Source organism: Corallococcus sp. CA047B, assembly GCF_003612065.1.
GTDB lineage: Bacteria > Myxococcota > Myxococcia > Myxococcales > Myxococcaceae > Corallococcus > Corallococcus praedator.
Genome location: NZ_RAWD01000001.1, coordinates 39,320 through 65,982, shown reverse-complemented (window position 1 = coordinate 65,982; position 26,663 = coordinate 39,320). Strand labels below are relative to the sequence as shown.

19 protein-coding genes are annotated in these 26,663 nt (G+C 69.0%); 10 read left to right on the top strand and 9 right to left on the bottom strand.

The window, feature by feature from the left end:
* Nucleotide 1 precedes the first annotated feature (1 nt).
* Nucleotides 2-1,606 (top strand): PKD domain-containing protein, encoded by a 1,605-nt coding sequence (locus D7X74_RS00255; RefSeq protein ID WP_120530868.1) that lies wholly within the window; start codon nt 2-4, stop codon nt 1,604-1,606.
* 65 nt (nt 1,607-1,671) lie between these two features.
* Here the strand turns inward: D7X74_RS00255 and D7X74_RS00250 are convergent, their stop codons facing one another.
* Both D7X74_RS00250 and D7X74_RS00245 read right to left on the bottom strand, forming a co-directional pair.
* Nucleotides 1,672-2,712: a hypothetical protein gene (locus D7X74_RS00250; RefSeq protein ID WP_120530867.1), complete on the bottom strand. Its 1,041-nt coding sequence runs from the start codon at nt 2,710-2,712 to the stop codon at nt 1,672-1,674.
* A 61-nt stretch (nt 2,713-2,773) separates the two neighbouring features.
* Nucleotides 2,774-4,957 carry a methyl-accepting chemotaxis protein gene (locus tag D7X74_RS00245; RefSeq protein ID WP_120530866.1) on the bottom strand — a complete coding sequence of 728 codons (2,184 nt, stop codon included), beginning with the start codon at nt 4,955-4,957 and terminating at the stop codon, nt 2,774-2,776.
* 246 nt (nt 4,958-5,203) lie between these two features.
* Between D7X74_RS00245 and D7X74_RS00240 the strand changes: the two genes are divergently transcribed.
* From D7X74_RS00240 to D7X74_RS00210, 7 genes are all read left to right on the top strand, one after another.
* The gene (locus tag D7X74_RS00240) at nt 5,204-6,157 is read left to right on the top strand and encodes a hypothetical protein (RefSeq protein WP_120530865.1); all 954 of its coding nucleotides are present in this window, start codon (nt 5,204-5,206) and stop codon (nt 6,155-6,157) included.
* Nucleotides 6,158-6,189: 32 nt separating this feature from the next.
* Complete coding sequence (locus tag D7X74_RS00235) at nt 6,190-7,704, top strand: hypothetical protein (protein WP_120530864.1); 1,515 nt, start codon at nt 6,190-6,192, stop codon at nt 7,702-7,704.
* A gap of 8 nt (nt 7,705-7,712) precedes the next feature.
* Nucleotides 7,713-10,085: a hypothetical protein gene (locus tag D7X74_RS00230; RefSeq protein ID WP_120530863.1), complete on the top strand. Its 2,373-nt coding sequence runs from the start codon at nt 7,713-7,715 to the stop codon at nt 10,083-10,085.
* A gap of 90 nt (nt 10,086-10,175) precedes the next feature.
* On the top strand, nt 10,176-11,015 hold the full coding sequence (locus D7X74_RS00225) for a hypothetical protein (RefSeq protein WP_120530862.1): 840 nt from the start codon (nt 10,176-10,178) through the stop codon (nt 11,013-11,015).
* Between the two features lie 10 nt (nt 11,016-11,025).
* Nucleotides 11,026-12,018 carry a WD40 repeat domain-containing protein gene (locus tag D7X74_RS00220; protein ID WP_120530861.1) on the top strand — a complete coding sequence of 331 codons (993 nt, stop codon included), beginning with the start codon at nt 11,026-11,028 and terminating at the stop codon, nt 12,016-12,018.
* 74 nt (nt 12,019-12,092) lie between these two features.
* A complete protein-coding gene (locus D7X74_RS00215) occupies nt 12,093-12,719 on the top strand; it encodes an SRPBCC family protein (RefSeq protein ID WP_120530860.1) in 627 nt (208 codons plus the stop codon).
* Entirely contained in the window at nt 12,719-13,048 is a 330-nt protein-coding gene (locus tag D7X74_RS00210) for a helix-turn-helix transcriptional regulator (protein WP_120530859.1), read from the top strand. The genes D7X74_RS00215 and D7X74_RS00210 overlap by 1 nt, the downstream gene beginning before the upstream one ends.
* A 415-nt stretch (nt 13,049-13,463) precedes the next feature.
* On the opposite strand, the gene D7X74_RS00205 is transcribed toward D7X74_RS00210, so the two are convergent.
* Nucleotides 13,464-15,332: a M23 family metallopeptidase gene (locus D7X74_RS00205; RefSeq protein ID WP_158620234.1), complete on the bottom strand. Its 1,869-nt coding sequence runs from the start codon at nt 15,330-15,332 to the stop codon at nt 13,464-13,466.
* A gap of 308 nt (nt 15,333-15,640) precedes the next feature.
* On the opposite strand from D7X74_RS00205, the gene D7X74_RS00200 reads away from it, so the two are divergent.
* Nucleotides 15,641-16,066 carry an immunoglobulin-like domain-containing protein gene (locus D7X74_RS00200; protein ID WP_147444124.1) on the top strand — a complete coding sequence of 142 codons (426 nt, stop codon included), beginning with the start codon at nt 15,641-15,643 and terminating at the stop codon, nt 16,064-16,066.
* 30 nt (nt 16,067-16,096) lie between these two features.
* Here D7X74_RS00200 and D7X74_RS00195 read toward each other — a convergent pair whose 3' ends face one another.
* The 5 genes from D7X74_RS00195 to D7X74_RS00175 form a co-directional block, all read right to left on the bottom strand.
* On the bottom strand, nt 16,097-17,020 hold the full coding sequence (locus D7X74_RS00195; protein ID WP_120530856.1) for a hypothetical protein: 924 nt from the start codon (nt 17,018-17,020) through the stop codon (nt 16,097-16,099).
* Nucleotide 17,021: 1 nt separating this feature from the next.
* Nucleotides 17,022-19,793, bottom strand: a complete 2,772-nt coding sequence (locus D7X74_RS00190) for a TonB family protein (RefSeq protein WP_233601906.1) — start codon at nt 19,791-19,793, stop codon at nt 17,022-17,024.
* Between the two features lie 81 nt (nt 19,794-19,874).
* Nucleotides 19,875-20,504, bottom strand: a complete 630-nt coding sequence (locus tag D7X74_RS00185; protein ID WP_120530854.1) for a GNAT family N-acetyltransferase — start codon at nt 20,502-20,504, stop codon at nt 19,875-19,877.
* 151 nt (nt 20,505-20,655) lie between these two features.
* Complete coding sequence (locus tag D7X74_RS00180; protein ID WP_120530853.1) at nt 20,656-22,290, bottom strand: invertase recombinase-like protein; 1,635 nt, start codon at nt 22,288-22,290, stop codon at nt 20,656-20,658.
* Nucleotides 22,291-22,528: 238 nt separating this feature from the next.
* Entirely contained in the window at nt 22,529-24,601 is a 2,073-nt protein-coding gene (locus D7X74_RS00175; RefSeq protein WP_120530852.1) for a YncE family protein, read from the bottom strand.
* Nucleotides 24,602-25,179: 578 nt separating this feature from the next.
* Between D7X74_RS00175 and D7X74_RS00170 the strand changes: the two genes are divergently transcribed.
* A complete protein-coding gene (locus tag D7X74_RS00170) occupies nt 25,180-25,989 on the top strand; it encodes a transglycosylase SLT domain-containing protein (protein ID WP_120530851.1) in 810 nt (269 codons plus the stop codon).
* A 44-nt stretch (nt 25,990-26,033) separates the two neighbouring features.
* On the opposite strand, the gene D7X74_RS00165 is transcribed toward D7X74_RS00170, so the two are convergent.
* The gene (locus D7X74_RS00165; protein ID WP_233601905.1) at nt 26,034-26,588 is read right to left on the bottom strand and encodes a latent transforming growth factor beta-binding protein; all 555 of its coding nucleotides are present in this window, start codon (nt 26,586-26,588) and stop codon (nt 26,034-26,036) included.
* Between the last annotated feature and the right edge of the window lie 75 nt (nt 26,589-26,663).

Sequence of the window (26,663 nt, the reverse complement as noted above, 5' to 3'; positions counted from 1 at the left end):
CATGCTGAAGTCGAAGCCACTCGCGTCCTGCCTCCTTCCCGTCCACCGCTTCGGGTCGGCGCTCGCTGCCCTCACCCTGTTTGCATTCACGCCAGCGGCCCAGGCTGATTCGGCGGTCTACGGCGGTGGCCCTTTCTATTCAGGCGGCACCGCGGTGATGGACGACCTGCGCGGCTCGGGCTTCACCACCGTGATCCTGTGGAGCTTCCACATCGAGGACAACGGCGACCTCGTCTACAACGACATCCCGGTGGTCAGGAACGGCGCCTACATCGGTGACCCGGCCTGGCCCACGCGACTCGCCACGCTCAAGACCGCGCCGACCTCCGTCAATCGCATCGAAGTGTCGATTGGCGCCTGGAGCGTTCCCGACTTCGAGCGCATGGCCCGGCTGGTCAACGGCACCGCCACGGGCTGCGGCAGCACCCTCGTCTGCGGCACCGGCAGCAACAGCATCCTGTACCGCAACTTCCAGGCGCTGAAGACCGCCACGGGCGCCAACGCGGTCAACTTCGATGACGAGAGCGCCTACGACCTCGCCCCGACCACCCAGTTCGGGCAGATGCTGATTGGCCAGGGCTACAAGATCACCTTCGCGCCCTACACCCAGCAGACCTTCTGGCGGAGCCTCAAGGACAACCTCGGCAGCGCGGTCGACGGCATCTACCTCCAGGTCTACGACGGCGGCGCCGGCAACAATCCGGCGAGCTGGAACACCGCGATGGGCATGACCGTCGACCCGGGCCTGTGGTCGCGCCACGGCACCGGCTGCGGCAGCGGCGACAGTCCGGCCACGGTGCAGAGCAAGATGAGCAACTGGAAGAGCACCGCTGGCATCAACGGCGGCTTCATGTGGCTCTACGACGACATCCAGGCGTGCGGGGCGCAGGGCACGGCCGCGCAGTACGCGGCGGCGATCAACACCGCGGTCAGCGGCAACACCCCGCCGGTGGCCAACTTCGGCGTCACCGTGAGCGGACTCACGGCGACCTTCAGCGACGCATCCAGCGACAGCGACGGCAGCATCGCCTCGCGGAGCTGGAACTTTGGCGACGGCAGCGGCTCGACCGCGACCAATCCCAGCCGTGTCTATGCCAGCACCGGCAACTACAACGTCACCCTGACCGTGACCGACAATGGCGGCGCCAGCAACACCAAGACCCAGACCGTCTCGGTCGGCGCCGGCAACGTCAACATGGCGCTCAACAAGCCGACGACCGGCTCCAGCGCCTGCAACACCAGCGAAACGGCGGCCAAGGCGGTCAACGGAAGCGTCTCCGGCGGCACCACCGACAAGTTCTGCTCGTTGGCCGCTCCTGCGTGGCTTCAGGTGGACCTCGGCTCGGCGCAGACGGTCAGCAGCTTCGTCGTCAAGCATGCCGGCGCGGGCGGCGAATCGAGCACCTGGAACACCCGGGCCTTCACCCTCCAGACCTCCACCAACGGCACGACCTGGAGCACCCCGGTGACGGTGACCAACAACACCGCCAACACGTCGACCCACGCGATCAGCGCCACCTCGGCGCGCTACATCAAGCTCAACGTGACCACCCCGTCCCAGAACGGCGACCCGGCGACGCGCATCTACGAACTCGAGGTGCGCTGACCCTTCCCCACCGCCCGGGAGCGGCTCGCGCGTCGCGGACACGGACGCGCGAAGCCGCGTGGCGGCTACGGCTGCGGCACGCCCAGCTCGTAGGCCTTGCGGATGGCCTGGGCACAGACGCGTGACTTCTCGCCCTCCGCATCCCCACCCAGCTGGCGACTGCGGGCCAGGAGCATGTACCGGGTCCTGGCGGCGTTCACCCAGGGGTAGAAACCAAAGGCTCCCGCCGAGGAGTGGCCCGTCACGGTCCACACGCCACTGACGGTCTCTCCTTCAATCCAGTGCCCCAGCCCGTAGTACGCCTGACCTGCTGCCGTCCACGGCGTGTAGGAGACGTTGGTGCCCCCCTCCCAGGCCGGAACGGAGTCCACGTTCAGCTTGGAGGACAGCTCGTACTGGTTGTTGATCAGCTTCATCAGGAAGACGCGGTAGTACGCCGCGCTGGCGGAGAAACCCCCGGCCGGGGCGACGTCGCTGTCGGACTCCGGCAGGGTGGTGCCCAGCCGGGCGTTGATCCAGTCCATGACGCTGGCCACACCGGTGCCCTTTCTCGCGCCGATATCGTCCAGGGCCAGCTTCTGCATGTGGCCGCCGTTGTAGAAGAAACGGCCGTTCTGGAGCGAGCGGTAGGAGACGTCCTTGTAGGCGGGGCCATAGCAATCCGAGACCGTCGTCCCAGCGTCCCCACACAAGGTGGTGCTCTCGTCGATGTAGCCACTGGTGAAGTTGAGCCGCTTCTTCTCGTCCGCGGTGAGGTTCGCGTACCCCTTCGACTGCACGTAGGCCCCCGCGTACAGCCACTTGCTCGCGGACGCGATGGGCATCACCGTCGTCGCGGACACGCCGCTGCCTCGCGGGATTGCGTAGAGCGCCCCCGCTGCATTGCCAAGCTCCCAGTAGAAGTTCCCGAGCGGCGCGCAGCTCGCCGAGGTGTTGGCCGTGTCCAGCGCGGCTTGTTCATACACCGTGAGGGCCGCCTGGGACGTGCCCAGGGACGACTCCTCGATGGGTTCAAGGGCGGCGTCCCCGGCGGTTCCACAGCCGATGAGGTCCAGGGCCAACAGCGCGCACGCCGAGATGAAGGTCGTCCTTCCGTGTTGCTTCATGCGGTGATTCCTCCGGGAAATGCCCTGTGAACCCGGGAGGCATCCGGAAGTTGCGGGGAAACTATGGGGCCGGCGTCTCCTGCGCGTCCAGGGTGCCGGAGCGGAGGGCGTGGTCGGCGACGCCCGACAGGCGCTGGGCCAGCGACTGCACGGAGTGGGTGACGTTCTGCGTCTCGTCCACCACCCTCAGCGTGCGCTGCATCTGGGCGGACAGCTCCTGGATGGCCTGGGCAATCTGGTGCGTGCCCGTGTCCTGCTGGGCCACGGCGGCGGTGATCTGGCGCACGCTGGAGCTGGTGTCGCGGATGATGGAGGCCAGCTTCTGGAGCTGCACGCCGGAGGTGCGCACCGCTTCGAGGCTGCCCAGCACCCGCTGCTCGCCCTGCTCGCTCGCCTTCGCGGCCTCGCGCATGCTCGCGCCCACCCCTTCGAGCACCTCGCGGATGCGCTGGGTGGCGTGGATGGACTGGTCCGCGAGGCTGCGCATCTGCCGTGCCACCACACCAAAGCCCTTGCCGGTGTCGCCGCTGCGCACCGCCTCGATGGCCGCGTTGAGGGCCAGCATGTTGGATTGGTCCGCCAGCGCCTTCACCACGTCCACGATGCCGGCGATCTCACGCGTGCGCGCATCGAGCGTGAGGATGTGGCTGGCCATCTCCGACACCTCGGCGCGGATGGCGGAGAGGTCCGTCAGCGTGCGCTCCAGGGCCACGCCGCCGTCCAGCCCCACCTGCTCGGCCGTCTCCGCGGAGGCGGCCATCAGGCGGGCCTTGTCGGCCGTCACGTGCGAGCTCTGGCGGATCTCCTCCACCGTCTGCTCCAGTTGGTGGAGCGCCGTCGCCTGACGGCTGATGCCGGAAGTCTGCTCCTCGCTCGTGGCGCGAAGCTGCTGCACCACCGCGGCCAGCTCTCCGGCGCCGCTCCCCATGCTGTCAGCGAGCTGACGCACCTCCTTGCGCCGCTCCTCCAACCTGCGCGTGTGCTGCGCCAGGGAGCGCATCACCCGCGACGAGCGGCTTGCCACGATGCCCACGAACGACAGCGTGAGCGCGAAGAAACCCCAGTGCAGTTGGAGGTCCGCCGCATCCGCGAGGCCGAGCATGGGGAGCGTGCTGAGGACGCAGAAGAAGAAGAGGATGCCCAGGCCGACGACGAAGATGCGGGCGTCGGAGTTGCCGCGCCAGGACTCCACGGCCACGACGCCGACGCAGACCATGATCCCGGGAAGCGAATAGAGGATCATGAACGGCAGGAGCCCCTGGGCCAGGCTCAGGTTCACGAGGACGAGGGCGGCCTGGAGCGCGGCCGGGACGGAGACCACCGCCGCGCCGATGCGGAACCAGCGCATCCGCCCCTCGCCAATCGTGTCCGAGAGGAACCACGCGAGGCCCGGGAGGATGCAGTACGCGCCCAGCAGCGTGAGCCGGGTGCTGGCGACGCGCAGGTCCCAGAGCGCGGCGAACAGGCCGCTCAAGCCGAGCAGCAGCACGCCCGAGCCCCCGGAGAAGACGGTCAGTGCCACCAGCATGCGCCGCTGGCGGCGCAGCACGGCGGCGCCCGCGCTCACCCCGGCGATGGCGAGCAACATCATTCCGATGACGAACGGCGCCAGCCCCGTGCGCGTCGCCGCGGCGAGCAGTTCACGGTGCGAGCCCACCCTCGCGTCGAGCGTCACGCCGATGGCGAACCCGGTCCCCTGGATGCGCAGCAGGATGCGCGGGTCCTTCAGGTCGGGCGGCAGGGGCACCAGGTGCCAGGCCATGCTGTCCATGCTCTCGCGGCCAGAGGGGTTCACCTTCCCGCTCGCGTAGATGCGCTGGCCGCCGGAGTACGCCTCGAAGGCGTTGGCGACGTTTCCAAGGTAGAGCGCCGGCTCCACCCACTTCCCCTCGGGGACGGGGATGCTCAGCCAGAGCAGCGTGTTCATGCCACGGCCCGGAGGCACCTTCAGCGCCTCCACCGGCTGCCAGCCCTCCTCCGTGCCCGTCGCATTCGCCCAGGTGGGGATGCCCTCGGGCCCCAGCGGCGAGTCACCCCAGCGGAAGCGCCATCCGTCCAACGCGGGCACGCTGGCCCGCACCGGCGCCGCATGCGCCAGGGAAGCCGACATCAAGACAAGGAGCAGCGCGGTGCCCAGTCCCGCGAGGCGTGAGCTCCTGCCCGGCCCCGGACGCGGACTCGCGGAGGACCTCGAGGAAACGACGAACACCTTGGGCACGAAGAAGAAGACGCAGGAGAGACCCATGTGGAAGGGATGCTCCGGCGCCAGTGATACAAATGTAAACAGGGGCTGACACACCCTTCGGACGCCTGCTGGCCCGGAGACCGTCGCGAGAGCACACAAGGGAGCCAGCGGTCGCGCTGGCCAGCTCACGGACGCCATGGGCCGCTTCGTCCCACGCCTGGGTCCGCTGGCGGCACGGCGATGTCCCGTGTCCCCCCATCCCGGTACTCCTCTGGGCGCTCCAGAACCCCATCCACAGGAAAAGTCATGAACACGCGAATCGCGGGGGCGGCGTGTGCCCTGCTGATGGCGCCCGCGGCCTATGCGGCGGACGTTGTCGACCTCATCTCTCCGGCGCGCTGCGAGCTGCGCTTCAACCGGCTGGTGAACTGCCACATCAATCCCCAGCAGCTGTCGACGCCCACGGCGGAGACGGCGGTGCCGCTGAAGACCGCGCTGCGCTCCGTGGTCTCCGGCAACTGCTCCACCCAGTACACGCTGGAGGCCAGGGCGGAGGCAGCGGGAGCATCACCCGCCCTCATTCCCTATCTGCGCGGCACGGAGGTCCTGCTGCGCGGGCCGGGCGGGGCGCCGGTGGGCAACCTCACCCTGAGCGACAACTCCACCTGGACGCCATCGGCGGTGCTGGACGGAAGCTGCCGCATCTCGCTGGAGGTCCGCTGGAACGAGGTGGACGTGGTCTCGACGGCGGAGGCCCAGGCCCTCATCACCGCCCTCGACGCGCAGATCGCCACCGCGCAAGACCACTCGGACCGGATGGAGGAGCTGATGCTCTACCAGCGGGCCTACGCGTTCATGCACAGCCTGGCCGACCGCTTCCGCGTGGAGCTGTCGAACCCGACGATGCAGGAGCTGCGCGCGGCGGCCCTCGAGTCCACGCCCGCGCTGGAGTCGATGGTCCTCAGTTGCGGCGACCTCTCCATCGAGGAGCGTCTGGCCCTGCTGCGGCTGCACGCCGAGCTCTGGGTGCTGGGCAAGCCGGAGGACTGGCAGCGGCCGGATGGCACCGTCATGACGCTGGAGGACCACCTGGGCACGGGCGCGGCGGAAATCCTCGCGCGGCTCAACGCCATCCTCGCCCGGCAGACGCAGAACCCGCCCGACTACGCGCAGCTCTACGAGGACGCGAAGACCGAGGTCATCCGGCTCCAGAACAAGAAGCTCCTCGCCCTGACCCAACTGGACCCGTGGCTGCCGTAGGCGGCCGTCCCCCTCCACCCGAAAGCACGAGCATGAATCCCTTCCGACTCCGCATGGGTCCGGGCACCGCGCTGGCGGCGCTGCTGGCCACGGGCTGCGGGCAGCCGCCCCCGTCCCCACCCGCGCAGGCCCCGCTGGCCACGCAGCGGCAGCACAACTCCACCTACGTCCCCATGTTCTGCGCCTACAGCCCTGGCGCCCTCGCGGAGTGTGCGCCGAGCCCCGCCAGCCCGCAGGTGGTCTACGACCGCGTCGCCAACCGGCTGGCGAGCACCTGTGGCTCGGACCTCGCGTGCCGCTACCAGGTCATCAAGTTGTGGTCCGTGGGACCGGGGGAAGACAGCTCCGCCGGGGACCTGACGGCGTGGATGGACTCGCAGCAGCAGGTGACGAACTTCCTGAAGAACAACAACAAGAGCGCGGACGCGCTGCTGGAGAGCCTGAAGATCCACGCGGGGGAGTCCCGGAACTACGTCAAGGACCAGGGGCGCATCCTCGCCGCCGTGACGGAACGCGTGAAGACGATGCTCGGCGCCGCGGAGGCGAAGGTGAAGCAGGAGGCCGGCGCGTACGGCGATCCGGTGGTGCTCGAGGAAGCGGACGTGAAGGCCGGCATGGAGCACCTGGAGGAGACGGTGGCCCGGGCACGGGCGACGCTGGACACGCTGGCGCCCCAGGTGGTGACGCTCGCGAACCGCTTCAGCGCGTACAGGGCCACCGAGGCCGCCACCACCGCGAAGCTCCATGCGCTGGCCAGCCAGGGCTCCGCCGCCGACCTCCAGGGGCTGGTGACGGTGCAGCTCGACGCGGTGGACCTGGCGCATCAGGAGAGCGCCGAGTCGAGCGCGATCGCGATGGAGGCGGTGCGGCTGCGCGTGCTGCTGGCGGAGCTGCAGGAGGACTACGTGGAGCAGCTCGCGCCCCACAAGGACTTCATCGCGCGGCGCGGCCTGCGGATGGGCGACCTGGTCGACGGGGAGCTGGAGATGCTCGGCGGCATCGAGGGCTATGCCGGGTCGCGGCTGCGCAAGGTGCTCACCGGGGTGGACACGCTGCTGGAGGGCATGAAGCAGCGGCGGGACGCGCTCATCGGCCTGGAGGCGAACGCGGCGACGCGTCAGGCGCTGGCGGATGCCGCCTTCCTCACCGCCTCGCAGCGCTTCCTGGACGACGTCACCTCCCGCAGCACGAAGCTGTGGCAGGTGGCGCCCAGGAGCACCGTGCTGAAGCTGTCCCTGCTGGCGGAGAAGTTCGACCAGATGGACGCGTACCTCCAGTTCGAGCCCGCGTGCGCGCCGCCCCAGGCGGGGCAGCGCTCCTGGCGGGAGGCGGGGTGCGTGGCCATGCGCCGGGACTTCTCCCGCGTGCGCTCGTGGATGACGTCCACCCTGCCCGGCACGCTGCGGATCAACGTGGCGATGATGCGTCAGGCGGGAACCGTGCCCGCGGCGCTGCTGACGGACGTGGAAGCGAAGCTGGCCACAGGTCAGCTCAAGACCGCCGCGATGGTGCATGACGCCGCGCTGCGGGTGTCCGACGGACTGTGAGGCCCGACATGAACAACCGACCTGCCATCCCCCCGCGCACCGGGGCCTCCCGGATGCAACGCGCCCCCCTGGCCCTGCTGTTCGCGCTGCTGGCCGCGAGCCCCGCGCGGGCCGACCCCTACGAAATCCTCTGGGAGACCGTCTCGTACGTCGGCTCCAAGGGCAGCAACAGCAGCGCCACCATCGTGCAGGAGGGCGATCCCTTCTTCAAAGTCAACAGCATCCCCCTGCCCACGTACACCATCCCGAGGGCCTACCGAGTGGCCCAGAACCGGGACCTCTACAACGCGTTCAGCGCGCCGTTCGACTCCGTCCTGCTGCGGCCCGGAAACAACTCCTTCGACTTCAGCGTCACCACCCTGGGTGGCAACGCGAACACCTTTACGACGGAGCTCGTCAAGCTGAGCCGACCCGGGCAGGGCCTGATGCCCCTGTTCTACGTCAACCGTCAGGGCACGGAGTTCACCGGACGGACGAACGTCAACTTCACGCTGCGGGAGATCAACCCGGGGCTGGCGGACCGCATCGCGGAGCTGGAGCGGGCCCTCTCCGAGGACCGCAACAAGCTGCTGGGCAACGCGAATCGCATCGCCGACCTCTCGGCGCAGCAGGCGCGGCTCGACAGCCTGGAGGCGGAGCTGACGACGCTCTTGCAGAAGGGCTTCGACGAGCTGACCGCGGCGGAGCTGGACGCGCTCCTGCGCCGCTACCCGGACGTGCCGTCCAGCACGCGCCGGGCCCTGGTCAACCTGGTGGCGGACCTCAAGACGAACGTGACGCAACTGCGGGCGGAGATTGCCCGCATCACCACGGAGCTGGGCCTGCACGTGGACGAGGCCGTGTCGCTCATCGAGGCCTCGGTGGCGCAGGCGGGGCATGACCTGGGCTCGCCGGACCGCTTCGAAACCGGCAGCGGGCTGGACGAGGTGCCGGACGTGACGGTGCCCGAGGTCGTCCCCAACGACGACTTCGACCCCGCGCATGATCCGTATGCGGCCTTCGCGCAGCAGGTGATTGCCCGGCTGGAGCAGCAGATGGGCACCGGCTCCGCGCAGGACCGGGTGGGTTTCCTGACGACGGTGCGCGGCTGGCGCGCCAACGTGGACGCGATGCGCCGCTCGCTGGAGTCCCGGGCCGCCGTGTCGAACGACGAGTGGGCGGCGTTCCTCAACGCGCGCCAGGGCGTGGCGTCCTACGTGCGCACCTTCATGGACGAGTCCGGCTGGTTCGTGGACAGCCCCATCCCCCAGGACATCCGCCACCGGCTGGACACGACGTTGATGGCGCGGACGCCCCAGGCGGCCACGGCGCTCAAGGACGCGCTGGCCGGCTGGGACCCGAACATGACCCCCGAGGAGCGGCTGCTGCTGGAGACCCTCAATGGCCTGCTGCACGGCGCGGGCGCCGCCATCTTCAGCGTGGACACGAGCGCGCTGTCGGAGCTCACCCGGCTGACCCAGTCCGTGGCCACCGCCGCCGTGGAGGTCGGGCGGTTCGCCGTGGGCTTCACCCCGGTGGGAGACGTGCTGGACCTGTGCGAGGCCGTCACGGGCAGGAAGTTCTGCCTGCCAAACGGGGAGGAGCTGTCCACGGAGGAGCGCATCGCCTCCGGCCTGGGGGTCGTCATCGGCAGCGGTGCCTTCTGGCACGGCGTCATGGCGATAGCCCCCGCCGCCGGGCGCGTGGGCAAGATCCTCGACAACCTGGTGCTGGACCTGGGGGCCACCGAGGCCCGGTTCCTGCGCGCGCGCATCGGGGACAACGCCATGTCCCATCTGGAGGAACTCACCGGGAAGCAGATCAAACACCTGGCGGACACCTACGGCGACAAGTTCGTCACCGACTTCGCCTCCACGGTGGGCGGCGGCGCGATGAACAAGGTCGTCGGCTTGGACATCTTCCTCACCATCTGGAACCCCAGGGTGCGTGACACACTCATCAAGAAGAACATGGGCGGGTCGGCGCGAAGCCTGCCCTCGATGAAGGGCATGATCCTGGAGGAGGTCCAGGCGCTACTGCCGCAGAAGGGCTTCGTCCTGAAGGCCTCCGACAGCGTCCAGGAGGTCTGGGCGCACGCGGACGGCTCCATCATCCGCATCGCGCCCAACGGGACGGCCGGTCGTCCCCGGCCCCACCTCAAGAAGGAGGTCTCGCACACGCCCGGCGAGTATGCGCCTGCGGACATCGCCGCCAAGGTGACGGACTCCAACGTGCTCGTCCCCCAAGGCCAGAAGGAAGCCCGTACCGGATTCACCAAGTGGTTCCGCGAGGCCATGCTGGCCAAGTCGAAGGGCCTGACCGAACGTGACCTGAACGCCAGCGAGATGGCGATGCTGGAGCAGATCTGGGCGGATGCGTCCCACGTGGACCTGGGCCCCTGACGCAGCAGTCCCTTGCCTCCCACACCCTCAACCCCGCCGGGCGCGTGGCGTCGCTGCCGACGCGCGCGCCCGGCAACCCGTGAGCCCTCCATGAAGACCCTCCTCCAGACCTTCGCACCGGCGCTCGTCGCCCTGGGAATCCTCTCGTCGTCCTCTCCGGCCAATGCCTTCAACTTCCAGTACGTGAGGGAGGTGTCCATCGACATGTGCGGTTGGGCGGACCGGCCCATCACCAGCACCTGTGTCCTGGTGGACGCGTCGGGGAGCAACGCCATCGCGTGCGGCGCGCCGTCGCAGCCGCCGCCCACGACGCACCCGACGTTCAACCTGACGGCCAGCGAGCCGTGCCCCCTGGACCCGTACAACGGCTGCCCGCGACAGCGCTGGAAGTGGAGCGACGAGCGCATGCTCAGCGGCTTCCGCTCCAATGAGATCCGCTGCCCCACGAACCCCGCGGAGTGGGGGACGGGCATCTACACGCTGCCCTTGATGACCAGCCGCAGCGGCCATGTCTTCATGCAGGTCCCGGCGTTCTTCGCCCACCAGACGGCGAAGAAGGTCCGGGCCCAGGTGAAGCTGCGCGCCTACTCGCTGCGCCCGTGGGAGCCCTGGAACCTGCCGTACCGGCCCATGACGGCCATCCTCGCGCTCCAGCAGCTCAACGCGCTCAACCAGTGGGTCGATATCGCGACCCAGGTCGTCTACGACGATCCCCTGCACACCACGACGTATTACGTGTACGAGGCCGAGGCCATGGTCCTGCCCTTCTCGATGGTGCGGCTGGAGCTGCGCGCCGGCTCCGTTCCGGCGCCCGTGTCGACGAATGACTTCGAGTACTACAAGAACTACCACCTGGAGCTGGACATCATGGAGGGGCGCCTCATCCTCCCCGAGTGCATCGTGGACCAGAGCACCGGCACCTGCTTCTAGGGGAACGCGCATGAACGCCTCACGTCCCGTCATCACTCCGGCCCAGGCCCCCCACCTGAAGCGCGTGCGGGAGCTGGGGCCCCGGCGAATCCCCTTCTCCTCGGGTCACCAGCTCGGCTTCGACCCGGGCGGCACGCTGCTGCTCGCGAAGGGCCGGGGGGAGGCGCCGTTGCGGTGGTGGGACGTGGGGAGCCCCTCGGACGCGCCCCTTGGCACCTTCGAGGCCCCACCCTCCGCGGCCCCCGCGGTCCTCACCGGCGAAGAGCGGGTCGTCTGCGTGGGGCCGGCGAACCTGTCGCCCGCGGGGCTCTGGCGGCCGCGGCTGCTGGCCCTCTCCGCGAGGGACGGCGCACTGCTGGGCGAGGAACACGTGCAGCATGCGGTGACCACGCTCGCCAGGTCCCGGGGCGGTGAGCACCTGCTGGTGGTGCCAGACGGAGGAGCGCCGTTCATCTGGGACGTGAAGTCCTGGCGGCTGGCATGCGAGCTGGGAGGCCTGGACATCGATGTCTCCGTGACGGCGTGCGCGCTCTCTCCGGAGGGTCGCTTCGCGGCGGTGACCGCGATTCCCCATGACGGGCAGCAGGGCAATCTCTGGCTCTGGGAGACGACCCCGGGGGCCAGGCCCTGGCGTCTGTCCATCGATGCGTCCCCGGCCTGGAGCGTCGCCTTCCACCCCACGGAGCCGCTGCTCGCCGTGGGCGGGCTCACGGAAGACGTGGTCGTGGTGCACGTGGGCGAGCGCCGCATCGTGCGAACGCTGTCGGGGTTCCGCGGCTATGCCTGCAACCTGGACTTCAACCCGGAGGGAACGTTGCTCGCGGCCTCGCATGACGGCCGTGGCTTCAGCGTCCACCGCTTCGACACGGGCGCGGAGCTGTTCCGCACGGGCGACGACAACGACATCCAGACGAGCGACGTCCTCTTCTCGCCCGACGGGCGCCTCCTGGCCTGGGGACAGGGAGACGGCACCGTCGGGCTGTGGGGCGTGGACTCGCGCTGAGTCGGGCTGGAATATTAGATTTGACTAATATGAGCACGAACTGTAATGACTCCGTGAAAGCGGGAGGTACACACATGCTTCACGAAGTCATTGGCGCCCAGTTCCGTGCATGCGTCGAGCGCGAGCACGAAGGCAAGCCGGCCCACGTGGTCATCGCCCACCGCGTCTACACCACCGGCATCGAGGACCTGTGGGACGCGGTCACCAACGCCGAGCGCATCCCGCGCTGGTTCCTGCCCATCGAAGGGCAGCTGCACAAGGGCGGCCGCTATCAGCTCAAGGGGAACGCGGGAGGAACCATCACCCGGTGTGACAAGCCCACGGCGTTTGATGTCACCTGGGAGTTCAACGGCGGCATGAGCTGGGTGACCGTCCGCCTGGCCCCGGAGGGCAAGGGCACGCGGCTGACGCTTGAACACATCGTGCACGCCGCCGACGTCGAACAGTTCTGGAGCCAGTTCGGTCCTGGCGCCACGGGCGTGGGCTGGGACCTGGGCTTCTACGGACTGGGCCTCCACGCCGAGGGTGGCCAGGACCTGGCGCCGGAAGCCAATGCCGCCTGGGCTGCATCCGACGAGGCCAAGGCCTTCATGCGCGTGAGCGCCCAGGCCTGGGCCGATGCCCACGTAGCGGCCGGAGAGGCGCCGGACGTGGCCCGAGGGATGGCCGACCGCACGGCCGCGTTCTATACAGGAGGCTGATGCACGCCTTCGACGTCCTCGGAGATCCGGTCCGCCGCCGCATCCTGGAGCTGCTCGCGGAAGGCGAGCACGCCTCGGGTGAGGTCGTGGCCGTGGTCCAGCGCGAGTTCGGCATCACCCAGTCGGCCGTCTCGCAGCACCTGAAGGTCCTGCGGGACAACGGCTTCGCGACGGTGCGGGTGGATGGCGCCCGGCGCCTCTATGCCGTGGACGCCGCACCCCTGGCGGAGGTGGATGCCTGGCTGAACCGCTTCCGTGCGTTCTGGACGCCACGGCTGGATGCCCTGGCCACCGAGGTCGCGCGGGGCAAGAAGAAGCGGGGCGACTGAAAGCCGCTTTAGCTCTAAAACGTGACATCCTGGACATGGCGGTTCCCCCTTCCGCCACTCCCCAGGAGATGTGACGTGCATTCATCCCGATACCGGCCCCACGGCCTGCTCTGGCTCCTTGCGCTGGGTTGCCTCACGGCCTGCGCTGACGAAACCCCGGCGCCCACTGAAACAGGCGAGCTGACCCGGGCCGTCGACAGCGAGGTCAGCATCTTCGGCGCGGGCACTCTTCCCGGGTGGTTGGCGAGGGCCGCACCCTCCCCTACTCCGGCAGCACGTTCACGGACACGTTCGCCGCGGAATACACGCACCACATCTACCGCATCGTGAGGTGAGTCCCCGGGCGGGGGCCGGAGTGGCCCCCGCCTGGGAGGGTCGTGCGAGGTGCGGAGACCTTGCACGACCCCAGCGACGCTCAGGGCTGGACGACGTTGATGCGGGAGAAGCCGAAGCCCGCGATCTTCCAGACGCCGCCATCCAGGCCGCGCACGTGCGGAAGCCCCTGGAACACGGTGATGTCATAGGCGCGGGCGCCGCCGGGGTGCTCGGCCCAGGTGCTGCCGCCCGTGGAAGACCAGACGCCGTCATTGGCCCCGATGCCCCACAGCTTGCCGGAGGTGCCGTCCACCGCCAGCCGCTTGAGCGTCGTGGTGGCGGGCAGCTGCACGAAGGAGGAGCCGTTGTACTTCCAGACGCGGTCATCCATACCGATGATGTAGGGGATGCCCTGGGCGACCGCGATGTCCTTGCCCGTCGAGGCGGTCGGGAGGTGGGCGCTCCACAGGAGGGTGGCGGGGTTGAAGGAGTAGACCTTGTCGTCCAGGCCAATGACCCACGCCTTGCCGGTGGACTCATCCACCGTGAGGCGCTTGGCCGTCTGCGCCGTCTGGACCCACCCGGAGCTGGTGCCCCGGTAGACGAAGTCGTTCATCCCAATCACATACGGAACCGCGGCGGAGACGGCGATGGCCTTCGCGGAGCCGCCCGGGTTCACATCCAGGTAGACGCCGGTGTGGAAGGTGCCGTTCAAGCGGTCCTGGGTGGTGCGGACCGCGTTCGTGTTGCCCACGGCCCACAGCTGGCCGTTGGGGGCCAGCGCGAAGTCGTTGAGCACGGCGTGGTTCAGCACCACCGGCAGGCTCGCGGAGGGCCAGAGGAGCGAGTTGACGTGATTGGGTGCCGCTCCGCTGGGAATGCCCACGCCGTTCATCACGGACCAGGGCGCGAGCTGCTCCATCCCGTACCAGCCCGTCAACACCGCCTGGTCAATGGCGAAGGCACCGTCGAGCGGCAATGGGCGCAGCGGGCCTCCGCACTGGGGGGACCACAGCGTCGCCGACGCGTCCGAGGCGATCGCTCCGATGTGGAGGTGCGGCTTCGAGGAGCTGCCCGAGTTGCCCAGCAGGCCCAGGTAGTCGCCCACGTTGACCTGCGCGCCAATGGACAACAGAGCAGGGTTGAGCGTGCCGGCCTGCATGTGGGCATACCCGACTTCATACGTGCCGTTGTCGACGAGGAAGCTGTTGCCGCCTCCGTGCGATGCCGGGTTGACCGAACCCACCGGGAAGTTGGTCGGGTCGGTGTTGACGAAGGCCGACACCGTGCCCGCGGAGACGGCGAAAATGGGCTTGCCCCACTGCCGGTAGTGCTCGTTCTGCGAACCGTCGGTGCCCGGAAGCAGGTCGGACCAGCCGGAGCCCGTCCAACCATAGACGCCCACGTCATGGGCGAAGAGCTGGCAGCCCTGGACGCTCGCGCCGTGCACCGCGCCCATGCCCTGCCAGTACTCGTGGGGGCGCAGGTCACCCACCCGGCCCCAGAAGCGGTTGCTGCCCGACGGAGTGGGCGCCTGGTAGGCGGCGAGCGAGAACGTCTCGATCACCGGGGTCGGGTAGCCCGTGAAGTAGAGCCAGACGCGGATGGTGGCCGGCGCGGGGTTGGGCAGGATGATGTTCTGGGCGGTGCTGAACGACCAGTTGCGGATCGCGTTCGCGGGCACGGCGACGCTGGTGGACATGGCCGACAACAGCGTCGTGCCAGGGAAATCAATCAGCACCTGGGTCAACGTCACGGACGTCGCCTGGTTGTTGCGCAATGCCAGCGCGAGCGACAGTTGGTGGCTGGGACCCGGCCCGGTCGAGGACGGGGATGCCATGGTGTGGTAGCGGATGGCGCCCCCCTCCATGGGCTCGTAATAGGTGGTGACGTTCGGCGCCTGGGCGAGCGCGAGCGGACCCCACAGGAGACAGGGCAACAACAGCAGCAGCGTGCGAAGCTTCATCATGGCGTCTGGAGTCCTTGGGGTTGGCAGCAGGCCATCCCCAGAGCAACGCGGGTGCCAATCCCCGCGAGGAACTCCTTCCCCCAGAGGCGACCTCCAGGACGGCAAGCATTGCCGTGTTCCGGGCCGGAAGTGCCGGCAAGGTCGGCCACCACCGGCCGCGTTTGCCGGGCGGCGCGGAGATCCGTGATGCCTGACGCACGACTCCGGATTTCTGAGTGGGCCTCTTGTGCAAACCTTCGAGAAGACAGTGGGATGAGAATGGCCCGGCGGCTGCATTGGCGCAGGGGCTCATTCTCAGGAGGATGCAGATGCGACACGCACTTTCGTTGATGGCGCTCACCACGATGCTGGTGGCCTGTGGGGAGGTCGCGGTCTCCCTCACCACGGACGCCACGGAGTATCAGCCCGGCGACACCGTACAGCTCGTGCTCCAGAACGAGGGCACTCGCAAGGTGGGCTACAACCTCTGCACCGTCCGGATGGAGCGCCAGGAGGACAGCGGGTGGGTCTATACGCCGCACCTGGGCGAGAACGAGGCCTGCCAGCTCATGCAGCACACGCTGAAAGGCGGCGCACAGGCCCAGGGCACGCTGCTGCTGCCCGCGGCGTTGCCGACCGGCGAGTACCGCATCGTGCACGATGTGGACACGTTGCGGACCGACTCCCAGGGGCAGACCGACCGGGAGCCGGTGACCAGCAATACCTTCCACGTCGGCGAGGAAGGGACACCGTAGGGCTGGCGGCGCTCGATGGGGCGGTGGTGCTCAGGGACTCCAGCGCGCCCGGCGCACCAGCCATGAGCTGCCGCCGCGCCCATCGCGCACCACGGCCCAGAACGTCACCTCCTGCGCCGCCGCGCCTTCGGCCGGCTCCCACTCCGTGCGGTGTCGTCCCTGCTGGCCACCGAAGTCCGCGCCGCCCGTCTCCTGCGGACTGAACTCCCCCAGCGTGGCGTGCCAGGAGATCTCCCACGCCTCCTTGAGCGTGACGGCCTGCAGTCGCAGGCCCGGCACCACGTACGTCTCCTCGCGTGCCGACACGTCCTCGGACGTCACCACGAAGGGACCGGGGCCGCTCAGCGCCAGCGGCTCGCCGTCCGGCCAGGCCACGTCGTCCACGAGCAGGCCCGGCAGCACCGGCTGCTCGTTGGCCTTCATGCCCTCCACCACCGGGCACCAGAAGACCATCAGCTTCTGCGCGTACACCTCTTCATCGCCCGCCACCGCCCGCAGGACGAGCGGCATGCGGATGCCTCCCAGCCCCTGGTAGGGGTCCTCCTCCTGCACGCGCTCCAGCAGCAGCCGGTCCTCCCCCACCCTGGCCGCGCCGGGACGGATGGGGAGCGTCAGCTCACCCTCGCCCGTGGTGCCCTCCGCGAGCAGCGCGCGGTCCGCCTCGTTCGCGCACGTGCGGTCCTCCGGATCCGCGCACGCCCACAGCGTGTACTGGATGGAGCGCCCCTCGCCCGCGGGGTCCACCAGCAGCGCGCGGTACGTCACCTCCGCCGCGAGCGCGTCCAGGGCCTCCGGCGTGCGCTCGCAGGTGGAGGCCATCAGCTCCGGCTGCTCCGTGGAGACGCCGAGCACCCGGAAGTCGTGCACGCGCGAGGGCTGATCTTCGGGATCGACGCAGGCGAGGGCCGTCATCGCCAGCAGGACCAGGCCTCCGGTGTTGATCAGGGCCTTCATGTCAGAAGCTTCCTTTCACGCCCACCACGGGAAGGATGGGGATGCCGGGCACCTCGTACTCCTGGCGCAGCCGGTAGTCGTTGAAGACGAACTCGACGTTCTCCGCGTTGTAGAGGTTCTGCACGTCGATGTACGCCCCCAGCGTCCAGCTCTGGAATTGCCAGCTCTTGTCCAGCCGCACGTCCAGTTGGTGGAAGCCGGCCGTGCGCGCCGAGGCATACGGGCCATACGTGCCGTTGAAGCGGTTGCGGTCCGCCTGGTACAGGTCGAACGTGTGGTTGAGCGGCGTCGTCGGACGGCCGGTGGTGTAGCGGAAGCGCCCGCCCAGCTCCCAGCCGTTGCCCAGCACGTAGCTGCTCACCAACGTGAGGATGTGCGTCTGGTCGAAGGGACTGAGGCCGTACGTCTCATCTCCGTCGCCACCGAAGCCCCCGCCGAAGCCACCGCCGCCGTCGGGCTTGGGGCCCGCGCGCCCGTCGAGCGAGCGGCTGAAGGTGTACGACAGCCAGCCGGACCACTTGTCAGACGCGGACGCGCGGTCCTTCTTCACCATCACCTCCAGGCCCAGGGCGCGGCCGATGCCCTCGTTGGAGTACGGCAGTTGGACCACGCCCCCACCCGAGCGCGTGACGATCTGCCCGGGCGCCGCGATGTTGTTGAAGCGGCGGTTGAAGAAGCCCGTCACGTCCACGTTGAGCACGTCCGTCAGGCGGTGATCCACGCCGAGGCTGCTCTGGAACGCACGCTGGTAGACGAGGTCCGGGTTGCCGTACGGCAGGTCGATGAAGCGGAACGTCTCCGGCGGCTGGCTGTAGAGGCCGAGCGAGCCCTTGAGGTTGGTGCGCTCGGTGGCCGCGAAGCGCACCCACAGCCGTGGATCCAACGCCAGATTCCGGGTGTTGCCCGCGCTCTGGAGGTTGCCGCGCACGCCGGGGGTGAAGGTGAACTTCCCCACCTTCAGGTCCGCCTCCACGAAGAGCGCGCCGTCGAAGGCGCCCAGGCCGATCTTCTCCACCAGCAGCTCGCCCACGGACTCGGCGCCGGGGAAGGCCACGTACTCGAAGTTCTCCGGCGCGGGGAACTGCACGTCGTACGACTGGTGTTCGTACACGAGGTCCAGGCCGGTGCGCACGGTGAGCGCGGAGGACAGCTCCAGGCCCAGCACCTCGCGCGCGCCCACCGTGTAGCCCACGCCGTCCTGCTTCGCGGCGCCGAACTCGAAGCTGTTCGCGTCGTAGCCCAGGTACGGCGTGAAGACGGAGGTGAGCGCGCCCTTGCGGTACGTCCAGTCACCCTTGATGCGGTGGAAGAGGGTCTGCGTGTCGATTGACAGGTCCCGTTCCGTCTTCGGGCCCGAGGACACCACCCGGAGCTGGTCGTCACTGCCGAAGGCCATGACGTAGCCGGTGCTGCGCGCGCCGCCCGCCTGGGCCTGGGCCTCCTCTTCCGAGCGGGCGCCCCGCTTCGCGCCGAAGTCCACGCGCAACTGGTAGTCCCAGTAGCGAGGAACGACAGACAGCGTGCTGCCCTCGCTCTTGGGGAGGAAGACGGGCAGCAGCGTGTCGATGTACGAGCGCCGCGCGGCGGCGGCCACGCTGATGCCGTCCGTCACGGGCGCCTCCAGGAAGAAGCCCGCGTCCAGCACGTCCACCTTCACCGAGCCGTGGAACGTGTCGGCGGCGCCCTTGCGCGTGCCGACCTCCACGATGCCGCCCACCGCGCGGCCGTACTGGCTGCCGTAGCCACCCGGATAGAAGTCGAGCTGGTCGATGAACTCCGCGTTCACCACCGAGGGGCCGCCGAGCAGGTGGAAGAGGATGGGGATGCCGACCCCGTCCATCATCGTCGCCGTCTGGCCGGGGTTGGAGCCGCGCACCAGCAGCTCGCCGGAGATGAAGGGCGCACGCGCCACGCCCGGCAGGGTCTGGATGACGCGGATGGGGTCTCCGAAGGTGCCCGGCGTCCGCTGCGCCTCCTCGCGCGTGATGGTCCGGCGCACGACCTCCTTCTTCGGCCGCTCGGAGCGCACCACCGTCTCCAGCGCACCGGCGGCGGGGGCGAGGAAGAAGTTCACCTCCGTCGTCACGTTCTCCTGGAGCTGCTCCTTCGTCTGGTAGAGCTGGAAGCCGGACGCCACCACGCGCACCGCGCACTCGCCGGGGGGCACTTCAAGCGTGAAGCGGCCGTCCGCGTCGGAGATGGCCTCGGGCGCCTCCGGATCGTCACCGCAGCGCACGGTGGCACCGGCCACCCGTGAGCGGCTGCCGCGTGAGATGAGCTGGCCGGTGAGCGTGGCCTTGGGCGCCGCCTGGACCTGTTCCTGTCCGGGGCCCTCCGTGGGCGGAGCGTCGAGGGTGAAGTGGTAGACGTACTCCACCTGCACCGGCGCGGGCACCCCATCCACCTCCGCGGGCGAGAAGCGGAACTGGCGCACCGCCGCGAGGGCGGCCTCGTCGAAGCCATGGCCCGCCGGCTCCGTGGGCAGCACGTCCGACACGGTGCCGTCCGCGGCGATGGTGATGATGAGGCGCACGGAGGCGGTGAGCCCCTCCGCGAGCGCTTCAGGCGGATATGGGGCCGCCACCTGCTGCACCAGCTCCGGAGGCTTCGTCATCACGGGCTGGGCCTGCGCGGGCGGAGCGCCCTCGGGCGGCGACGGTGGCGCGGCTTGTGTGGGCGGCGCGCCGGACTGCGGGGCCTGCGCGAGCACCGGGGTCGCCAGCAGGAGCGAGGCCGCGGCGAGCGCGCTTCGGGCTTTCAGGTTCGGGGACATGGCGGGCGCGAGCATACGGGATGCGGCGTCGGGTGAGTGACACCGTCGCCCTATCTTGAAGTCCCGACACAGGGACGTGACTCAGAGGAGCTTCTGCCCCAGCATGTCGAAGGCCTCGAAGGGGATCGCGGCAGCATGGCTGCCCGGGTACTCGGCGGCGAGCAGGGTCCAGATCATCGTGTCCCGGAGGCTGCCGTCGGGCGCGACGAGCCGCTGGCGCAGGGTGCCTTCGTGGGTGAAACCCAGCCTGCGGGCGACGCTGGCACTCCGGGCATTGCGCGGGTCGCAATGGATCTCGACCCTGCGCACCCCTTCCACTTCGAAGGCGACGCGGGTGAGCGCCCCCGCGACCTCGGTCGCGAGGCCACGGCCCGTGTGCCCGGCCGCGATCCAATAGCCAATCTCAAGTCCTCCCTCGCCCACGCGAGGATGAAGGCCGGTCCCCCCAAGGACCTCGCTGTTGTCGCGAGAGAACACGGCGTAGGCGAAGTCCTGCCCGAGATCGAAAAGGCCGCGCATGCGGCGCAGCTGCATGGCCTGCTGCATCACGCTCATCGGGTAGCGCTTCGCCCATTCCATCCAGGGGAGCAGGTGCTCAAGGCTGGATTCGATGGCGCGGAGAGCCTGAGCGGCGTCCGCGGGTGACCAGCAGCGCAAAAGGGCGTGCTCGGTCTGGACGGTGTACGCGGGACGGGAGGAGGTCGTGGTCATGGCAGGATTGAAGACAGCCGATGGCGCGACTCCGTGCCGACACCGGGGCACCCGGGGCGCGCAGGCCAATTGAGTTGGCCTGCGAGCCTACTGCATCGGGCTCGCGGAGACGCGAGCCCGTGGGTGTCCGCGGAGGTGGGTCAGCGTCCGCTCAGTCCTTCGTGCAGACGACGTCGTCGACCTGGAGGTGGTCGCGGTCGGCCTCGCTGCGGCTCGGATAGAGGAACAGGCGCCAGTCGCGCACATTGCCGGTGAAGCGGAAGAACACCGGCTGCCACGCGTCGCTGTCGACAGCGAGGAAGTCGGTCTGCACGCTCCAGCCGCCGCTCGAATAGCTGCGATGGCGGATGCTGCCGTGGCCTCGCACCCGGTACGAGCAGGAGTAGCTTCCGCTCGGGACGTTGAACTTCTCCAGGGAGAAGCGCTCGGCCACCTGAATCGGGACCACGAACTGCAGCGCCAGCGAGCCACCGTGCACCGCGGTCGAGTACGGCACGAGGCGCGAGGGCTTGATCTCCGTGCCCGGGTCGGAGATGCCGTTGTCCATGCCGTACCAGTAGTCAGGGAGGTAGTGGTTCCCGTAGTAGGGGATGGAGTAGGTGTTCCAGGATTCAAACCCACCATTGCGGATGATGTTCGCGGGGTGAGCGGCGGCGACGCAGCGCCGGGTTGCCGGGTCGCATGCGGGCAGCGCACCGACACAATCGTAGGTGGTGAAGCAGGCGCCTTCGGCCAGCTCGCACACGCCGGTCGTGGGGTTGCAGCTCGTCGCCGCGTGGCTGCAGGTGACGCCGGCGCAGGGGTCGCCCGCCACGCACAGATGCGTGGCCTGTTCGCAGACCGGCGTCGCCGGGGTGCCCGCGCAATCCGCGTGACGGGTGCAGCGATCATCGGCGACCACACAGGTGTGGGTCGCATCACAGGACTGCCACTCGTTGCAGTCCGTGGCGTCCTGGCAGCGACCGGAGAGCGGCTCGCAGGTCGCGGTGGCATTCACGCAACGTTCCCAGACCTCGCAACTGACCGCATCACACGACTCGTCGGCGCGCACGCAGCGCACGTCGTCGATGAACAGGTGCTCCCCGCTGGTGTTCCGGACGCTGAAGATGAGCTCGAAGGTGTCGAAGACGTCAGCGGCGAGGTTGAAGTTGTACGACAGCGCCTTCCACTCCTTGCTGTTGACCGTGGTGTAGGCCGAGTAGGAGGAGTAGTCGTCGTCGAAGAAGGCGTTTCGCACGTCACCGTTGCCCCGTGCCTGGTAGGTGCAGGAGTAGCGGCCGGCGCGCATCGACTTCGCGAGGGTGCTGAAGCGCTTGTGCGCAGTCACGGCATTGATCAGCTGGGCCGCGTTCTTGCCTTCGAAGGCATTCGTCGTCGCCCGCCGGACCCCGTCGCTGGTGATGTTCGACGTGCTGCCGTACCACATCGCCGGAAGCTCACCGGACCAGGCCTCGAAGCCCCAGTTGTCGATGACGTTTCCCACAGGAGGCTCGCCCGCGTCCGGCGTCTCGCTACCTGCATCCGGCGTCTCACTGCCCGCGTCCGCCGTCCCACCGCCCGCGTCCGGCGTCTCGGAGCCTGCATCCGGCGTCTCGCTACCTGCGTCCGGCGTCTCGGTGCCCGCGTCCGGCGTCTCGGTGCCCGCGTCCGGCGTCTCGCTCCCTGCGTCCGGCGTCACGACACCTGCATCCGGCGTCCTGCCGGCATCAGGTGTCACCTCTGGATCCGAATCACCGCAGGCAACCACCAAGAGCAGCGAAGCCAGACACACTCGAACCAACGTCACAGCGAGCCTCCATTTTCCAGGAAATATCCACTCCTACCACACTTCCCCCCAGTGGAGAGCGACACCGAAGCCACAAGAGGCAAGCTCCACAGCGGATTCACGGTCCGGATGAATCCACCGTGACAGGTGGTGTTGATGACGGGGCGGGGCCGTCCTCGGCAGGGACCGGGACGCCCCCCTTGATGCGAGGAGTGGAGGGGCGACTTCGAAGCCCCTCCTCCCCTCTCCTGCGTTTCAGCTACGGAGCGGTGACGAACACGAGGCGCGGGTCATCGGTGAGCGCGACGAACCGCTTGCCGTCACCCGAGACCTTGAGCTGCCGGTCCAGGATGTTCCGGGCGTAGCCGGCCATGTCGTAGGAGCCCAGGGCCCAGCCCGCGTTGTCATAGACCCACACGTCCTTGTCTCCGTACCAGACGCTCGCCGCGCCATAGAACCGGTTGTCCGACCCCACCTCGACGGCGTTGGGATAGGCGTCGGCGGGCAGCTGGGTGAGCACCTTCAGGGTCTTGCCGTCGTAGACGGCGAACGAGTACGGCGAACCCGAAGCCGCGTACACCCGGCTCCCGTCGTGGTTGACGGCCACGTCCCGCCCGTTGCTGCCCACGCCGAAGGGCCCGGAGCCACGCGAGGTGAGGGCGACAGCTCCGGTGCTGCGCGTGTACCGCAGCTCATGGCAAGACAGCGTGTAGGGGCTGATGCCGCTGTTGATGCCGCAGAACAAGGACCCATCCTGGCTGGCACTGAGCGCCGCCATCCCGGAAGGCATCTTGCCCGTCACGAGGGTGACCACCGCTCCCGTGGTGGGTTCGAGGATCTGGCCGTCATTGGTCAGCACGAGCCCGTGCCCGTCGGGCCGCGCGTATGTGATCCAGCTCAGGAGGCCCGAGCTCAACGTCCACGCCGTGCCCGCGGTGAACGTGCCCAGGTCCACCGGGACGATGCGCAGGGTGGTGGCGTCCAGCACGTACAGCGTGGAGCCATCGCTGCTGACTGTCATTGCGCCCAGGCTGCTGCCCAGGCCCGTGAGGGTGGTGACCAGTTTCGCCGTGTAGAGGTTGTACACAGACAGGCTGCCCGCGCCGTCATGGACGTACGCATAGGGACGGACGGGGTCCGTCTCGACGACCTTGAAGGCGATGGGGAGCGTGTCCTGACTGTTGATCACGGTGGAGCCCACCCACAGCCCGACCTTGATGACTTCGCTGACCTGATCCGGGCTGGCGCCATCGGCGATGGACACCTCCGCGAGGTGGAGGGCGTTGTCCGCCAGGCCCGCGGGATTGGCGGTCAGGGTCAGCTCGCCGCCGCTGGCGCCGCCCGCCGTGACGGACAGCCAGCCTTGAGAGGAGCGGGCCACCCAGGTGCCGGTCGTCTGGCCCAGGGTGTCCTTCACCGTCACCGTGTGGCTCAACTTCGAAACAGACGGCGTGCTGACCAGTCCCACCCCGTTGTCCGCCACCCACGGGAGGCCGTGGATGCTCAGCGAAACGGGCACGGTCCTGGACACGCTCTGCCCCTCCACCGTGGCGGTGAAGACGAGGCTCGCCGAGTGGGTCCCGATCTGCAGGCCCGTGGAGTCCACGCTGACCGAGAGCGTCGTGCCGCTCGCGGACACCGTCCCGGAGGTGCTGCTCAGCTTGAGCCACGGCGCCCCACCACCGGTGTCGAGCGCCACCGTCCAGCCATGCGCGGCGGTGCCCGTGTCGAGGCTGAGGGACAAAGAGGCCTCCGACGGGGACCCGGAGCCCGAGCCCGTGAAGGACAGGGTGCTCGGGCTCACCGCCAGGGAGGGCGCGACCACCTGCAGCACCACGGGGACCGTGGTGACTTCTCCCGTGTCGGTCTGGGTCAGGGTGATGCCACCGTCATGCGTGCCCATGGGGACGCTGGCGGGGTCGACCCCGACGCTCAGGACGGAGGGGGTCACGCCGCTGGAGGCGCCGGAGAGCTGAATCCAGCTCGGGCTCGCCGAGGCGTTCCAGTGAACGGACCTTCCCCGCAGTGAGAGCTGCGTGGCGCCCGGCGAGGGGCTGCTGCCCAGCACATGGCTGAAGGCAAGCGTCTGTGGGGCGACCTGGAGGTGGCCGCGAACCGCATAGGTGACCTCCACCGTCGAGGGGCTTCCCGGGATGTGGCGCGTGCACGGGACATCCAGGCAGGCGCTGATGACGATCTGATCCGTCACGGTGGTCCCCTCCACCTCCGCCGGCGCCCTGGGCGTGAGGTGGAGGGTGAAGGGGTTGGTGGAGGTGTCGTAGGACACCTGACTCAGGCCATGGGAGGAGGCCGCGACCTGGACATGCGGCATCGCTTCGCCAGGATCATTGATGCGGACCGTGACGGTCTCGGCCGCGGGAGTCGCACCCCTCTCTTCCGCCTCGAAGCGAACGCTTCCGGTCGAGACAGACAGGCTCGGGCTGGCCTGTCCTGCATCGGGACGTCCCCCATTCCCCCCACCACCACAAGCGCTCAGCACAACCGACACCAACATCAGGGCCAGAGCCCTGCGCTTCTCCTCCAGAATCATTGTCATACACCCCTTCTTGCGATGGACCCCCGTGATTGACGGAGAGGAGCCCGTTCATTGAAAAACCATGCAGAGAATCCGCTCACGAACGGGCCCGAGGCGCTCTGACAAGGGGACAGAATCCGCGCTGCGAGTGAGTGGTGGCGGGTGGTGACTGCTGTCCTTGAGGGGATGACTCCAGTCACCAGGGACAGGGGCCCGGTTTGCCCCGCCGCGCCTCACGCTCTGGGGACTGATGGAGGTTCGCCTCAAGGAGATCAAGCACTTGGCTTCGCGAGTGCGCCGCCCGAAGGGGTTGGCATGTCTCCTGCTGTAGGTGTTCGTCATTCAGCACCACTCAATCCCCCCGAGGAAACCCCATGGCCCTCTCGCCCGTGTCCAACCGCTCCGTTGCCTTCCGCGCCCCCTCGCAGGATGTGGCTTCCCGCCCTGAAGGCGTGTCTGGCCCCCGCGCTCAGGGGTGCTTCTCCCCCAGGCCCGGCTCGAACGTGGCGTCCCAGCTCCAGCAGGATGGCTTCAGCGCGGGCCCCCAGAAGGGCGCGGAGTTCAAGCAGTTCATGGAGGGCCTCAGCGAGGTGGTGAAGGGGCTGCAGCAGCTCACCCAGATGCTCCAGGCCAGCGGCATCGGTGAAGCGCCCTCCCTGGGCGGCGAGGACGGAGCCGAGGGCGTGTCCGGCGCGGAAGGGGCGTCCAGCGCGAGCGGCGCGTCCGGCGCGGAGGGAGCGTCCAGCGCGAGCGGCCCGTCCAGCGCGGGTGACTCGTACCAGGCCGGGCCCACCGAGGCGGCCGGCGCCTCCGGTGAGGCTCCGCAGGGCCAGGTGGGTGACTGGATCAAGCAGGCCCAGAAGCTGCTCGCCGCCGCGGGCATCCCGGCCGACAAGATGAACGCCCAGGACATCGCGAAGATCGTCGAGCACGAGTCCAGCGGCAACCCCAGCGCCATCAACCTGACGGATCAGAACGCCAAGGACGGCCACCCCTCCATCGGCCTGATGCAGACCATCCAGCCCACGTTCGATGCGTTCAAGCTCCCGGGCCACGACGACATCCGCAACCCGGTGGACAACATCGTCGCGGCCGTGCGCTACGCGGTGGACCGCTACGGCTCGGTGTCCAACACCCCGGGCATCAAGGGCCTCAACGGCGGCAGCGGCTACGTCGGCTACTAGGAGTGACGTGCCTCGGTTGTGGAGCCCGGCCACCGGGCTCCAACTCAAGGCCGCCGGCACGCGCGCAGCGAGCTTCCGCTGATGGCCGCGCACGCGCCCGAAGCGCCCCCCGGACAGTCGTCATCCGCCCGGCAGGGTTGATGGCACTGCTTGCCTCCTCCCAGGTCCACGCAGAAGCCGCAGCGGCCGCACTCCAGGGAGGACGCGCAGTAGTCGCCCAGGGTCGCGGGCGGAGGCAGGCCGTCACATGACTCGACGCACGGCCCGTCTGGAGCGCATTGGTATTGGGCGGGACAGTTCCCGGCGCAGGCCTGGGAGCAGCGCCCGCCCAGGCAGCGCGCGAACGTGGAACAGGAGAAGGAATCCGAGCAGGGCTCGGTGAGTCGGGGCCCGGGCTCGCACTGATCATCCAGCTCATTGCAACGCTGTCCGTCCGGACAGTCGCGGTCGCTGGCGCAGGAGCGAGTGCACGCGCTCCCGGTGCAGCCCCCGTCAGCCTCCTCCCGGACCTGGATGTCGAGCGGACAGCCCGTGGCCGTCAGCAGGGTCAGCGTCAGGAGGAGCCACGGAAGGAAGAAGCGCATGGGAACGGAGCGCACGCTACCCCAACGCCCAGCCCCCTTCTCCACGGCGAAACGGCGGCCGTCCGGTGCGCTCCTCCAGCATCAGGACGG